The following is a 13,509-nucleotide window of genomic DNA, read 5'->3' on the forward strand; positions in this document are numbered from 1 at the left end:
ATTCCTAAAGGCGCTCTTCAGGAGCGGCTTGCTAAGATCTCAGGCTTACACGCTTTAAACCGGCAGCAACCCGTACTGCCCCTCGATTTTTTAACTATCAAGAAGAACACATCATGTCGCAGAACATGACAACCGGAGGCTGGGGCTCGCGCCTCGGCTTCATCCTCGCCTCCGCCGGATCCGCGGTGGGTCTCGGCGCCATCTGGAAATTCCCCTACATGGCAGGAACGAACGGCGGCGCCGTCTTCATGCTGCCCTTCATTTTCTTTACGCTCACGATCGGCGTGTCGCTTCTCATTGCTGAGTTTGCAATGGGGCGCGCCGGCCGTCAGGGCGCCGTGGGGAGCCTGAACCGCGTGGCCGGGAAGCCCTGGGGCATCTTCGGCGGCATCGGCGTCTTCACCGTCTTCCTGATTCTTTCCTTCTATTCCGCGGTCGGCGGCTGGTGCCTCAAGTACCTCTGGGACGCGATTCTCGGAAACGGCCTCATCACGGATACCGCGAAGCTCGGCGAATACTTCGGCGGCTTCGTCTCGAACGCCTTCGACTCCTACGGGTACCTGCTCCTCTTCCTTGCCGTCACGGCCTACGTCGTGATGAACGGCATTGAGAAGGGCATTGAAAAGGTCGCGAAGATCCTGATGCCCGCGCTCTTCATCCTGATGCTCATCCTGATCGTGCGCGGCGTCACGCTCCCGGGCGGCTGGAAGGGCGTGGAATTCCTCTTCACGCCCCGCTGGGAAGACTTCAACGGAAGCGCGCTCTTCAACGCCATGGGCTTCTGCTTCTTCTCGCTCTCCTTGGGCGCCGGGACGATGATCACCTACGGCTCCTACCTCAACCCCAAAGCGGATCTTCCCTCGTCCGTGGGCTGGGTCGCATTCCTCGCCATCATGGCGGCCATTCTCGGCGGCCTCATGGTGATGCCTGCCGTCTTCGCCTTCAATCTTGACCCGGGTGCCGGCCCCGGCCTCACCTTCGTCACGATGCCCGCGGTCTTCGCCCAGATGCCTTTCGGCCACGGCTTTGCGATCGCGTTCTACGCCTGCCTCACGGTGGCGGCGCTCACCTCGTCGGTCTCGATGCTCGAAGCCTGCGCGACGCTTCTCGTTCAGGAATGCCGCCTCACGCGCCGCACCGCGATTCTTGCGACCCTCGCGGGCTGCGCCCTTGTGGGCTTTGCCGCCAACATGTCCTTCGGCCCCTGGGCTGACGTGAAGTTCTTCGGCAAGAACATTTTCGATCTTCTCGACTACGTCACCTCGAACGTCGGCATGCCGCTCTCCTCCTTCGGCATCGCCATTGCCGCAGCCTGGGTTGCGTGGCCCGCCATGCAGCGCGAGCTTCAGACCACGCGCATGCTGCCGCCTTCGGTCCTGACGACGATCCGCATCCTCACGGGCTTCTGCGCGCCGCTCTTCGTGGCGGTTGTGGCCCTCGGATCCCTCTGATATTTTTCCGTCCCTGAAGACTTCCAGTGCTTCCGGCGCTCAACAGCCGCCGGAAGCACTATTCTTATGGGAACCTCAATCAACGGAGATCCTTTCCCGATGACCGACTCCAATCCCGCTACCAAGGAACCTCTTCTTTCGCTCTCCGACTTCGGCGGCGGCCGTGCATGCCTTGACAATGCCATCGCAAAGGAATGGAACGACCACAGGAATGTCTGGCTCGGCGGCAGCGGCATTGCGCTCGTCCTCGCCGTTATCCTCACCTTCATTCAGGGGGCGCACCCCTGGTGGGCGGGAATGATCTACAACATTGCCTGCGTCGCGCTCCTCATTGCCTTCTTTGCGCTCATCGGCATCATGCTCGTCTGGCGCCACATCCGCGGTCTCGCCTCGAAGCTCCATTTCGAGGAGCGCCGCGTCTTCCTTGAGGACGCAGGGAAGGGCCTGATGAAGTATCTGGGCGGCGTCGTTGCCGCCGTGATCGTCGCCGAAGCCGTCATTTACTGCCTCCCGCTCATGGTTCTCCCGTGAAGAAAGGCGCCGACAACCGTTCGCGCGCTCCCGCGCCGCTGCTTTCTGCCGGTCCGCTGAAAGTCACCGGAATGGATGCCGGGGGCGCCGGCCTCGTCCGTCTTCCCGACGGGCTCGAGGTCATCGTCCCGGGAGCGCTTCCGGGCGAAGAAATCACCCTCGCCTACCGGCCTCCGCAGCCTGGCGGCCGCAGGGGGCTCGCCGAATCCTTTGAAACGGTTTCAGAGTCTCCCTATCGGACCCACGACCGCTGTCCCCTTGCAGGCGACTGCGGCGGCTGCCCCGTGGCGAGGCTCAGATATGCGAAGGAGCTTGAGCTTAAGCGCGATCTTCTCGTTTTAGAACCTCTGCGCGCTCAGGGACTTCTTGAGGGCGAGGATGCACCCGTCGTTGAAGCCGCGGTCGGCCTCCCGGAGGAAAAGCTCAGAGGCTTTCGCAACAAAGCCGTGCTCTATCCCGGGATTCCCGATGGAACACCGCATTTCGGCTACTACCGCGCGCGCTCGCAGGAACTTGTGCCTGCGGAAGGGTGTCCCCAGACGACCCGATGGATGGAAGATGCCGCACGGGCGCTCGCGCCATTCCTCGCGGATCCGTCCCTGGCTCCCTGGAGCGAGCGCACGGACGAAGGCGTCTTAAGAACCCTGATTCTGCGCGAAGCGCCGGGAACGGGCGAACGGATGGCCGTGCTCGTCGTGCGAAGGCTTCCGGCTGATTTCGATGCGATGAAGAAGAAGCTCATCGCCGCCCTCGCGCCGATCGGACTCGCTTCGCTTCTTCTCAACCTGCATGAAGCGCCGGGGAGCGCCGTCCTGTCCTTTGCGCCCGGCGCGACCCGCGTGCTCGCCGGTGCGACGGGCATCGAAGCGAAGCTCCTTGACCTCAGCTTTTCGCTCGGCGCCGAAACCTTCCTGCAGGTGAATACCCCGCAGACGCCGGTGCTCTACAGCCTTGCGCTCGACCGGCTCGGCATTAGCGAAACCGACCGGGTGCTCGACCTCTACTGCGGCGTCGGCACCCTGACGCTCCTTGCGGCACGGCGGGCCCGAAAAGCCCTCGGCATTGAGCGCGTCGCTCATTCCATTGAGTGCGCCCGCGCGAATGCCCGCGCCAATCAGCTCGGGAACGCGGAATTTCTTGCGCTCCCAGTTGAGAAGGCGCTCGAGCGCGACGACGTGAAGACGTTTGCTCCGACCCTCGTCATTGCGGATCCGGCCTATCAGGGCCTTGCCGGAGGCGCCGCGGAAGCGCTTGGGAAACTCATGAAGACGTCGGGCGCAAGGCGCCTCGCCTACATTTCCTGCAATCCGAAGAGCTTCGCGCGCGATGCGGCGGTCCTTTCGGCCTCCGGCCTCAGACTTTTATCCGTCACGCCCGTCGACATGTTCCCGGGCGCCATGCACCTGGAAGTGGTCGGAATCTTCGAAGCGCCGGCGTAAGCCGTCACTGATAGAGCGACTCGTGCCAGCTCTTCGGGTCCCTGAAGAATTGAATGGCCTTCTCAAGACTTCTCGTTCTGAAGAAGTCCGGAAGGCTCTTCATCACCGATTTCCCGTAGCTCTTCTCGGCGATTCTCGCGTCGCAGAGCATGAAGACGCCGCGGTCCGTCTCTGAACGAATAAGGCGGCCCGCGCCCTGCTTGAGGGAAATGATGGCCTCGGGGAGCGCATAAACCCCGAAGGGACTCCCGCCCCTTCGGCGGATCGCGTCCGAACGCGCGGAAACGATGGGGTCGTCGGGCGGCGCAAAGGGGAGCTTGTCGATGACGACGAGCGACAGCGCGTCGCCCCGCACGTCAACGCCCTCCCAGAAGCTCATCGAGCCCACGAGAATGGCGTTCCCGTGCCGGCGGAATTCGGCAATGAGCGCGGCCTTGGGCATTTCGCCCTGAACGAGAAGCGGATAGGGGTTCCCTGCAGTCTCGAGCTTCTCGCGAAGCTCCTCTGCCATCCGGTTGACGGCAGCGAGCGACGTGCAGAGGAAGAAGGTTTTCCCTCCGGCCGCGAGAACGAGCGGCCACGCGGCCTCAACGACCCGTGAAGCGTGCTCGACCGTGTTGACGGGAGCCGGAAGCTTCGGAAGATAAAAGCACCCCTGCTCCCAGTAGTTGAAGGGGCTCTCCCACGTGAGGGCTTTGGGCGAATCAATTCCCGTTTCCGCACAAAAATGCGAAAAGTCGCCTGCGGCTGAAAGGGTGGCCGACGTGAAGACCCAGGCGCCGCCCTCGGCTTCGCGCATTTGGCGGAATTCCCCGGCAAAGGAAAGCGGCGTGTTGTTGAATCTCAAGCCCGTCGCCGAAACCGAAATCCACTGCACCGAGGATTCCTGCTTCTTCAAGGCGAATTCGTCCGTCTTTTCGACGCCCGGCGCGGCTGCATCAGAAGCGGATGCGTCGCCCGCCGCCTCGTCTTCGGGCGCGTCATCCCCGTGAGCGAGCTTTCGGATGATCGATTCCCAGCCGGCCATTTCAAGGTCGACCTCGCCCGCATAGCTCAGAAGGGCGTCCAATTCGTCATGCCGCCCCTTATTGGCTTCGAGCGCGCGCACGAGGGCGCCGAAAGTGCGAAGCACCTGGCCGAAAGGCTCCTCGAGTTCTCCGAACCGTTCAATGGTCTTCACGGCCTTCCTGTCGCCTTCCCTGAGGCCGATGGCATTGGCTTCAATCCGGAGGTCGTAGACGGCTTTTCTCGCATCGTGCGAGAGCTTGTCCCAGTCCGCGCCGTCGCGCGCATGGTTGATGCCGAGGTAGCGCGATTCGTCTGAGATCTGCTCAATCTGCCAGGTGCTGAAGAAGGTGCCGAAAAAGTCCGTGGCAATGCCCGGGAGCTGATGCGCTTCGTCAAAGACCGTGAGGTTCGCGGACGGGAGCATCCCGTCGATCTGGCCGCCCGCGCTCGACTTGAGCGCAAGGGAGGAGAGATAGAGATGGTGGTTCACGACGACGATCTGGCTCTGAAGCGCCTTTTCGCGCGCGGCGCGCACGAAGCAGTCTTCCCAGTGCGTGCATTTTTCCTTCCCGAGACAGTTTTCGCGCGTGCTCGTCACCAGGGGCCACAAGGGGTCGTCCTCGGGCACCGTCGGAAGTTCCGACCGGTCGCCCGTCGGGGACACGGCGGCAAAGCGCTTGATTTCGCGAAGCTTCCGGTAGCTGTCCCGCTGCGGGAGAAGCCCTTCCTCTTCCGTTCGCTCGAGGCGATAGGGACAGATGTAGTTGGCGCGGCCCTTCAGCACTGCCGTCGGGATGTTGACGCCGAAAGCGGCCGAGAGCGCCGGGATGTCCTTCTGAAAAAGCTGGTCCTGCAGAGGCTTTCCGGCCGTGGAAATGACGACCACGGACCCCGAGAGGATCGCCGGAATCAGATAGGCGAAGCTTTTGCCCGTACCGGTGCCGGCCTCAGCGAGAAGCGTTTCCTTGCCTTCGAGCGCTTGCGCCACGGCGAGCGCAAATTCAATCTGGCTCTGCCGGGGGCGGAACCCGGGCGTCGCGCGCGCGAGGGGGCCGTCCTCAGCGAAGGCGAGGGCAACGCGCTCGGAAAGAGGCTTTCCCGAATCAAAAAGCGAAGGGAAATTTCTGCGCATGCTTCAGGCCTTCTCAGAAGTATTTGGCAAGACCGCTCGACTTTTCCTTCTGCCGGTCTTCATAGCGCTTCTGCGCTTCGGAACGTTCCTCGAGGCTCTTTTCGAACTGCTGCTGCTTGGCTTCGCGGTCCTTTCTGCGCTTTTGGGCGCGCTCTTCGGCTTCGCGCTGGCGCTCGGCCGCCTGAGCCTGCTTTTCGGCATACCAGGCTTCGTTCGCGTCCTCAAGATCCTTTCTCGTGGCATCCGGCGACACTTCGACCTTGGACCCCGGAATGAGAGCCGGAGCCGACGCGTCCTTCACTTCCTTTGGATGAATGCCCGCAGGCTCCGACGGCGCCTTCACCTCCTTCGGCTTCAGGTTGACGGGTTCCGACGCCTTTCGTCCATCCGCGCCGTCAAGCTTCATGGGGAGCGACGGTTCGGAAGGCTTCTTGGGCGCAATGCGGATGGGTTCGGGCCGGTCGGTCTTCACTTCCTTCGGAGCAATCTTCATCGGCGGCTCGCGCTTCGCGGCGGCATTCTTTGCGCGGTTCTCCTCCATCTTTCTCACGCGCTCGGCGCGGATCACTTCATCGGCCGCAACAATCACGCGGCGGATTTCACGCTCGCGCGAGAAGGAGAGGCGCCTAGCGTCGTCGATGCACTTATTGACGAGGAACTTTTCCGTGCACGCCGCCTGAACGTCCTTCATGGCGCGGTCGACGCGGCTCAGCTCCTTGTCTGCCGCGTCCTTCACCTTCGCGGCGGTCGCGGGCGATTCAATAGCGCCCTTCGCGCTCCAGCGGTCGTAGAAGGCCGTGTCGGTAAGCACCGTCTGAGCCTTCTGCGCGCGCGCCTCGAGTTCTTCTTCCGTGAGTTCCGCGGCGTTCGCGGCCCCCGCAGCAATGAGGCTGCAGGAAATGAGCGCAAGGGCAGAAAGCGTGGGGGATCGAAGAGTGCGGAGCATGATGAATTTCTCGGGAACAAAAAGGCTGCCGGGCAGAGAGTTTAGCAATCCGCCGCGGCAGCCCCGCTTAATTAAGCATCGGAAGATTCGTTAGAGAATCGTTACGACCTCGTCAAAAGGAAAGCGCGACTTCGGGCGCGTCGCATTCGCGTCGTCCGCTGAATGATGTCCGAGGGCAATGCCGATGACGGCGTGCCGCCCGGCCTTCTCAAGCCCCAGGATTTCATCGACCTTGTCGAACCAGAGGCCGCCGAGCGTCGTGGCATCGACGCCCATGCCGCCCGCGGCAAAGAGCAGAAAACCGAGCGCGATGCCGATCTGCTCGCGCGCCCAGATTTCACCCTTGTCGGCGCCCGCACAGTAGGCCTTCACGGCTTCGCCGCGAACGCGCTTCACCACCTTGTCGAAACCGCTCGCGATCGTCGCCTCATCAAAGCGCCCGTCGAGGGTTTCCTGGCGGTTGAGCTTCTCGACCCGCCCGACGAGATCGCGCTCGAGCGCGATGATGATGATCGCGCTCGCATTGCGGATGCGCTCGACATTAAAGTCCTTCACGGCGGGCGCAAGGGCACTCATCGCCGGTTCCGAGCGGAGCACGTAGAAGTGCCAGGGCTGGATGTTGACCGACGAGGGCGCGAGGCGCATGATCTCGAGGAGATCATGGAGATCCTCGTCCGAGAGGGGCTTTGCGGGATCGTAGTGCTTCGCCGTATAGCGGCGGCGCGCAATCTCGAGCATCGGGTTCATCGGCGCATTCCTCCCGGGAATCATTTGATCTCAGTGAAGAGCTCTTCGGTCGTGAGGCGCGACTTCGGACGCATGGCGTTCCCGTCGTTGGGATTGCGGTAGCCAAGCGAGAGGAGCACGACGGCGGTGAGGCCCTTTTCGCGCAGACCGAGGATCTCGTCGACCTTCTTGAAGTCGACGCCTTCGAGGCAGGTCGAGTCAATCCCCATGCCGGCAGCGGCGTAGAGCATGATGCCCATGCCGATGTAGGCCTGACGGGCTTCCCACTCAACGAGGTCCTTTTCAGAGCCCATGTGAAGGCCCGCGAAATAGCGGCGTCCCTGATCCTGCTGCTTCCTGATCTCGTCGTTCGGGAACCGGCCGTCGGCGGCTTCCTTTTCGAGAACGCGCTCGAAGTGCGCGTCAGTAAGCTTCGTCGGCACCGTGAAGACGACGACGTCGCTCGCCCCCGTCACGCGGTCGTGATTGAAGTCGGGAAGCGCCGGGAGGAGCTTCGCGCGGGCTTCAGCCGTATGGGCCGTAAAGAAATGCCAGGCCTGAGCATTCACCGACGTGGGCGCGAGGCGAAAGATTTCGCAGAGGGTCGCAAACTGCTCGCGCGGGATCATCTTCCCGTTGTAGTGCTTCGTGGTGTAGCGCTCTTCGGCAAGACGCAGAAAGACATTCTTTTCCATTTTTATTGAATCTCCAAATCATTGGGAAAGGATCGAGAGATGCGGGGGCCGCGCTGGGAAGCGCGCCCGGAATCCCGATTCCGAATGAAGAGAAGACTAGCAAACCTTCAGTTTGTTCGGCATCGACCAATCGGGTTAGATGAAGCACTTTTCCGCAACATATTGTGTTTGAGGAGAGACGCTGTCTCTCGAAAAAATGCAAATCCGAGAGCCTTATCCCTATGAAGCGCATAAGAAGGCCGCTTTCGGGCGCCTTCCTTTTGCGATTCATTGCTTCTTCACGCGCGTGCTTTGCTAGACTTCTCGCCAAATTTTTTCGCGGCGACTCAAAAGTCCCGACGACGGACATTTAATAAAAGAGAGAACTGAAATGAAGACTCCTATTCGCGTTGCTGTAACCGGTCCTGCCGGCAATATCGGCTACTCCCTCCTTTTCCGCATTGCTTCCGGAGCGATGTTCGGCGCTGACCAGCCCGTCATCCTGCAGCTTCTCGAACGCAACAATCCCGACAGCCAGAAGGCCGTGAAGGGCGTCATGATGGAGCTTGACGACTGCGCCTTCCCGCTTCTCGCCGGCGTCGTCAATTCGAGCGACCCGAAGACCGCCTTCCGCGACGCTGATGTCGCGATGCTCGTCGGCGCCCGTCCGCGTTCGAAGGGCATGGAGCGCGCGGATCTTCTCGACGCCAATGCCGCGATCTTTGTCGAACAGGGCCGCGCCCTCAACGAATCCGCGAGCCGCGACGTCAAGGTGCTCGTGGTCGGCAACCCCTGCAACACCAATGCCTGGATCGCCATGAAGAGCGCCCCGTCGCTCCCGGCTGAAAACTTCACCTCGATGCTGCGCCTCGACCAGAACCGTCTGATGGCCCAGATCGCCGCCAAGTCCGGCAAGACCGTCAACGACATCGTGCATCCCGCCGTCTGGGGCAACCACTCCCCGGCGATGGTGCCGGATCTTGAGCATGCTGAAATCTGCGGCCGTCCCGCCCTCGAAGGCATTGACCGCGCCTGGTATGAAGAAACGCTCATTCCGACCGTCGCGAAGCGCGGTTCGGCCATCATTGAAGCCCGCGGCGCGAGCTCTGCGGCTTCCGCCGCCTCTGCCGCGATCGACCACATCCGCGACTGGGTGCTGGGCTCGGGCGAGCGCTGGGTGACGATGGGCGTGCCGTCCGACGGCTCCTACGGCGTCCCCGAAGGCCTCGTCTTCGGCTTCCCCTGCGTCACGAAGAACGGCAAATATGAAATCGTGAAGGACCTTGAGCTCTCCGACTTCATCCGCGCGCGCATGCAGAAATCGATCGCCGAGCTCGAGAGCGAACGCGACCACGTGGCGAAGCTCCTCGCCAAGTAATCCGCGCCTTGCGCGGGAAGCGCGCTCTTTCTGAGAGCTCGCTTCCCAAAAGCGAAAAAGCGCATCGTTGGGACAGATCACCGGACTTTTTCCGAAAGTCCGGTCTGTCCCGTTTTTTATTTTCCGGGACACCCCATGATTTCTCCCCGTCTTCACGCCGCCGCAGCCGAACTCGCTTCCCGAACGATTCCAGGGGAAGGCTTTCAGACGCCCCACATCGTGCTCGATACGCACATTGTGATGGAGTGCTTCTTCTGGAAGGACGGGAAGGCGATGCCGCTTAAGGCGGCGATTGAATCGGGAAGAATCCGTCTCGCGGCCTCACGGGACGCCTTCCTCGAGCTCGCGGGCGTGCTCTCCCGCCCGCAGTTCGGCCTCTCAGAAGAAGCGGTGGAGGCGATCCTGCGGCACACGGCTCAATTCTCCGACTTTGCGTCGCCCGAACTCCTGGAGAGCGCGGCGGAAGGGATCAGCGTGCGCTGCCGCGATCCTGAGGATCAGAAATTTCTGACGCTTGCAGGCGCCGCAAAAGCCCGGGCGCTCGTCACCCGCGACAGGCTTCTCTTCAAGGCGACAAAGAAGATGCGGCGCGCAGGCATCGAACCGGCCTCTCCGGAAAGTCTCCCGGAGATTCTCCCTGACCTCTTCGGCGGGTAGTCCGGGCTTTTCCGGGAAATCACCGGAACACGTACCAGATCATGCTCACGACGGCGTTGAGAATCCAGAAGCCGCATGCAATGAGCGCGACCCAGATAAGAAAGCGGATGATGCGTGGAGCCATAGCGCGCAAAAAGTCCTTTGAAAAGCGTTTTGAAGAGCCGATTATCTTAGACCGCTCAACTGGGGATTTCACCTAGTTCATTCCGGGGTTATCAAAAAACCGCTTTTTCAGACATTCTCCACTGTAAACAGTGATTAAATAATTTCCATATATTTCAAAGTTCTATATAGACTCTTCTACCATATTCACGGGATTGGCAGAAAAGACTTGTTGCAATCGCTCCTCATAGAATTGTGTTCCGGCGTCGCACATCAGCTGTGATTTTTTTAGTACAGCTTTCCAAGGTGTGAATCGAACTGCCGTGATTCATCCATCAATAACAAAAAGCAAGCCTGCCGGAACGGACCGAAACCTCACCGGAGCCGTTCACTTTTTTCAGGGGCAGAGCCCGCGTTTCTGAGGAGTTATCTTTCAAATGCAAATGGACAACCTGACTACCCTTGTCCAGAGCGTCAACAGTCTGCTCTGGGGCATGTACTGCCTGATACCGCTGCTTGTGGGCACGGGCATTTATCTCACCATCAAGCTGCGGTTCATCCAGGTCCGCCGCTTCGGCGACGCCTTCCGCCAGGTCTTCGGCGGCTTCTCGCTCTTCGGCTCCAAGGCCGGCAAGGACGGCATGTCGTCCTTCCAGTCGCTTGCCACGGCGATTTCCGCTCAGGTGGGCACGGGCAACCTCGCCGGCGTCGCCACTGCGATCGCCATGGGCGGCCCGGGCGCCATCTTCTGGATGTGGCTTGCCGCCTTCTTCGGCATGGCGACGATCTTCGCCGAAGCCGTGCTCGCGCAGGTCTTCCGCGCCCGCGACGCCCACGGCCAGATCATGGGCGGCCCGGCCTTCTACATCAGCCGCGGCCTCAACAATAAGCCCCTTGCCGCCTTCTTCGCCGTCTCGATCATCATCGCGCTCGGCTTCATCGGCAACATGGTGCAGGCGAATTCGATCGCCGACAGCGTCTACACGGCCTTCTCGGTGCCGCAGTGGGCGACGGGCATCTTCGTCTTCGCGATCGCGGGCTTCATCTTCATCGGCGGCGTGCGCCGCATTGCGAGCTTCGCCGAAAAGATGGTTCCCCTGATGGCGGTCGTCTACATCGTGGGCTCGCTCACCATCATCTTCGCCAACTGGGACATGATCATCCCGGCCTTCAAGTCGATCTTCGTGGGCGCTTTTGACCCGACCGCCGCGACGGGCGGCATCATCGGCGCGAGCATCAAGGAAGCGATCCGCTACGGCGTTGCCCGCGGCCTCTTCTCGAACGAAGCCGGCATGGGTTCGACCCCGCATGCGCATGCGCTTGCCCGCGTGCAGCACCCCTGCCAGCAGGGCCTCGTCGCCTACGTCGGCCTCTTCTTCGACACCTTCATCGTCCTCAACATGACCGCGCTCGTCATTCTCGTCACGGGCTCGATCGACGGTTCGACGACGGGCATCGCCCTCACGCAGAAGGCCTTTACGGACGGCCTCGGCGCGATCGGTCCGGGCTTCGTCGCGGTCTGCCTCTTCTTCTTCGCCTTCACGACGATCGTCGGCTGGTACTTCTTCGGCGAACAGAACGTCAAGTATCTCCTCGGTCTTCGCTGGGTGCCGAGCTACCGCGTGCTCGTGCTCTGCTTCCTCATGCTCGGCTCCTTCCTCCATGTGGGCCTCGTCTGGGAGCTTGCCGACTTCTTCAACGGCATCATGGTGATCCCGAACGTGATCGCGCTCCTTGCGCTCTCGGGCCTCGTCACCAAGGTGCTCAAGGACTACGAAGGGAAGTTCCTCGTCGGCGAAACGCCTGAATACGGCGCCCTCTCGCCCTCGCGCGGCGAGCCGATCGACCTCGCGCCCGAGAACGAAGGCGAACGCCGCCGCTTCCGCCTTCGCCGCAGAAACCGTCATGTGAATCTCGACGAAATGGATCAGCTGAAGGAAGAAGGTCTCGACCGCTTCTAACGTGAGATTCCGCTGAGAACCACTTAAAGGAAGGGCCGCATTCCATGGAATGCGGCCCTTCTCTTTTGAGGAAAAGGAAAAAATCAAATGCGGCTCAATGCGGACTTAATCCATGTCGCGCGGGTAGCCGAACTTCACCCAGACGGGCGTGAGGTCCTTCGGGAGCGCCGGCTGCATGCCGGGGGAGGGGCGCGCGGACCTCGGCGAATGCCAGTCCGACCCCGTGCTCGCGAGGAACCCCATTTCGCGCGCCTTCTGCGCAAAGATGATGTCGGTCGCTCTCGACTGCGACCCTGAGGTGACCTCAATCGCCTCGCCGCCCGCAGCCTTGAAGTCCTCGAGGAGCTGGTCGCTCATCCAGTCGGCCGAGAATTCGTAGCGTCCGGGGTGCGCGAGCACCGCGACGCCGCCTTCCTCGCGGATGAAGCGCACCGCGTCGACGGTGGCCGGCCACTCCACCCGCGCGTAGCCGGGGCGCCCGGGCTTCAGATATTTGTCGAAGGCTTCCTGGTAGTTCTTCACGTGTCCCTTTTCGAGAAGCCAGAGGGCGAAATGCGTGCGCGAGAGCGAAGTCGAATTCTCCGCATAGCGGAGCGCCCCCTCGAGCGCGCCGTGGATCCCGACGCGCGCGAAGTTTTCGTCCATGGCGCGTCCGCGCTCAACGCGCTTCATCTGCGTGCCCGCGACGAATCCGGCGATCCCGGGGCTTTCCGGATCGAGACCGAGCCCCACCACGTGAATCCCCGTTCCGCCCCAGAGGGTGGAGAATTCAATGCCGGGAATGAACGCAATTCCGAGGCGCTTCGCCGCAGCCTCTGCAGCCTTCGTTCCCGCCATGGTGTCGTGGTCGGTGAGGCTCATGAGCTTCACGCCGTTCTGAGCGCAGAGCTCCGGCAGTGCTTCCGGAGGGAGCTGTCCGTCCGAAGCGTTGGAATGCATATGGAGATCTACTGACATTGTTTTGTATCCGCTCGCAGAAAAACGCAAGAGAGTATTGCTCTGTCAAGTCTACTTTGACGGCGATCCCGCTAGAATCGCGGCCATCAGAAAACTTTTTTAGGGATGCTCTGAGCAAATCGAAAGATAATGCATTAATTGTATAAATATCAAATATATGATAGAATATATCTATCATGAATAGATTTGCGAGAGGCTTCTGATGGAACAGCTTTCGTTTTCAGACCTTGAAACCAGTCTTCGCCGGAAAACCCGCAAAACCCGTACGGAACGCCTCACCGAACGGTTGGAAAAGCTTGTCCCCTGGTCAGACCTTCTTGCACTGATTCAGCCCTTCTACTACGAGTCAGGCCGCCGCGGCCGGCAGCCTTTCCCTCTTGAGCTGATGCTCCGGATCCATCTGCTTCAGATCGCCTACAACATGAGCGATCCCCAGATGGAGGACTTTCTTCACGAGAACTCTACTGCTCGAAAATTCGTGGGATTGGCGCTGGCGGACCGTACGCCGGACGAATCCACGATTCTCCAGTTCCGTCATCTGCTCGAG

Annotated in this window: 12 protein-coding genes; 7 read left to right on the forward strand and 5 right to left on the reverse strand. The window is 61.2% G+C overall.

Annotated elements, in window-relative coordinates; translation table 11 throughout:
- Positions 1-113: 113 nt before the first annotated feature.
- From GBM95_RS03805 to rlmD, 3 genes are all read left to right on the forward strand, one after another.
- On the forward strand, positions 114-1,451 hold the full coding sequence (locus tag GBM95_RS03805; protein ID WP_152157867.1) for a sodium-dependent transporter: 1,338 nt from the start codon (positions 114-116) through the stop codon (positions 1,449-1,451).
- Positions 1,452-1,550: 99 nt separating this feature from the next.
- Positions 1,551-1,982, forward strand: a complete 432-nt coding sequence (locus tag GBM95_RS03810) for a hypothetical protein (protein WP_152157868.1) — start codon at positions 1,551-1,553, stop codon at positions 1,980-1,982.
- Complete coding sequence (rlmD, locus tag GBM95_RS03815) at positions 1,979-3,421, forward strand: 23S rRNA (uracil(1939)-C(5))-methyltransferase RlmD (RefSeq protein WP_226963146.1); 1,443 nt, start codon at positions 1,979-1,981, stop codon at positions 3,419-3,421. The genes GBM95_RS03810 and rlmD overlap by 4 nt, the downstream gene beginning before the upstream one ends.
- Positions 3,422-3,425: 4 nt before the next feature.
- On the opposite strand, the gene GBM95_RS03820 is transcribed toward rlmD, so the two are convergent.
- From GBM95_RS03820 to GBM95_RS03835, 4 genes are all read right to left on the reverse strand, one after another.
- Positions 3,426-5,561, reverse strand: coding sequence for an ATP-dependent DNA helicase (locus tag GBM95_RS03820; RefSeq protein WP_152157869.1), 2,136 nt, complete (start codon positions 5,559-5,561; stop codon positions 3,426-3,428).
- 13 nt (positions 5,562-5,574) lie between these two features.
- Positions 5,575-6,507, reverse strand: coding sequence for a hypothetical protein (locus GBM95_RS03825; protein ID WP_152157870.1), 933 nt, complete (start codon positions 6,505-6,507; stop codon positions 5,575-5,577).
- A gap of 90 nt (positions 6,508-6,597) precedes the next feature.
- Positions 6,598-7,278: a nitroreductase family protein gene (locus tag GBM95_RS03830; protein ID WP_226963147.1), complete on the reverse strand. Its 681-nt coding sequence runs from the start codon at positions 7,276-7,278 to the stop codon at positions 6,598-6,600.
- Entirely contained in the window at positions 7,275-7,928 is a 654-nt protein-coding gene (locus tag GBM95_RS03835; protein WP_152157871.1) for a nitroreductase family protein, read from the reverse strand. Before GBM95_RS03835 ends, GBM95_RS03830 begins: the two co-directional genes overlap by 4 nt.
- 370 nt (positions 7,929-8,298) lie before the next feature.
- Between GBM95_RS03835 and GBM95_RS03840 the strand changes: the two genes are divergently transcribed.
- The 3 genes from GBM95_RS03840 to GBM95_RS03850 all read left to right on the forward strand — a co-directional run bounded on the left by GBM95_RS03840 (position 8,299) and on the right by GBM95_RS03850 (position 12,005).
- A complete protein-coding gene (locus GBM95_RS03840; protein WP_152157872.1) occupies positions 8,299-9,285 on the forward strand; it encodes a malate dehydrogenase in 987 nt (328 codons plus the stop codon).
- Positions 9,286-9,420: 135 nt separating this feature from the next.
- On the forward strand, positions 9,421-9,942 hold the full coding sequence (locus GBM95_RS03845) for a putative toxin-antitoxin system toxin component, PIN family (protein ID WP_152157873.1): 522 nt from the start codon (positions 9,421-9,423) through the stop codon (positions 9,940-9,942).
- Between the two features lie 539 nt (positions 9,943-10,481).
- Positions 10,482-12,005: an alanine/glycine:cation symporter family protein gene (locus tag GBM95_RS03850; protein WP_152157874.1), complete on the forward strand. Its 1,524-nt coding sequence runs from the start codon at positions 10,482-10,484 to the stop codon at positions 12,003-12,005.
- Between the two features lie 105 nt (positions 12,006-12,110).
- On the opposite strand, the gene GBM95_RS03855 is transcribed toward GBM95_RS03850, so the two are convergent.
- Entirely contained in the window at positions 12,111-12,962 is an 852-nt protein-coding gene (locus tag GBM95_RS03855; protein ID WP_152157875.1) for a PHP domain-containing protein, read from the reverse strand.
- 202 nt (positions 12,963-13,164) lie between these two features.
- Between GBM95_RS03855 and GBM95_RS03860 the strand changes: the two genes are divergently transcribed.
- The coding region (locus GBM95_RS03860; RefSeq protein ID WP_193222561.1) for a transposase at positions 13,165-13,509 on the forward strand (345 nt) is incomplete at its 3' end.

The organism is Sutterella seckii (assembly GCF_009183815.1).
Classification (GTDB): Bacteria; Pseudomonadota; Gammaproteobacteria; order Burkholderiales; family Burkholderiaceae_F; genus Sutterella; species Sutterella seckii.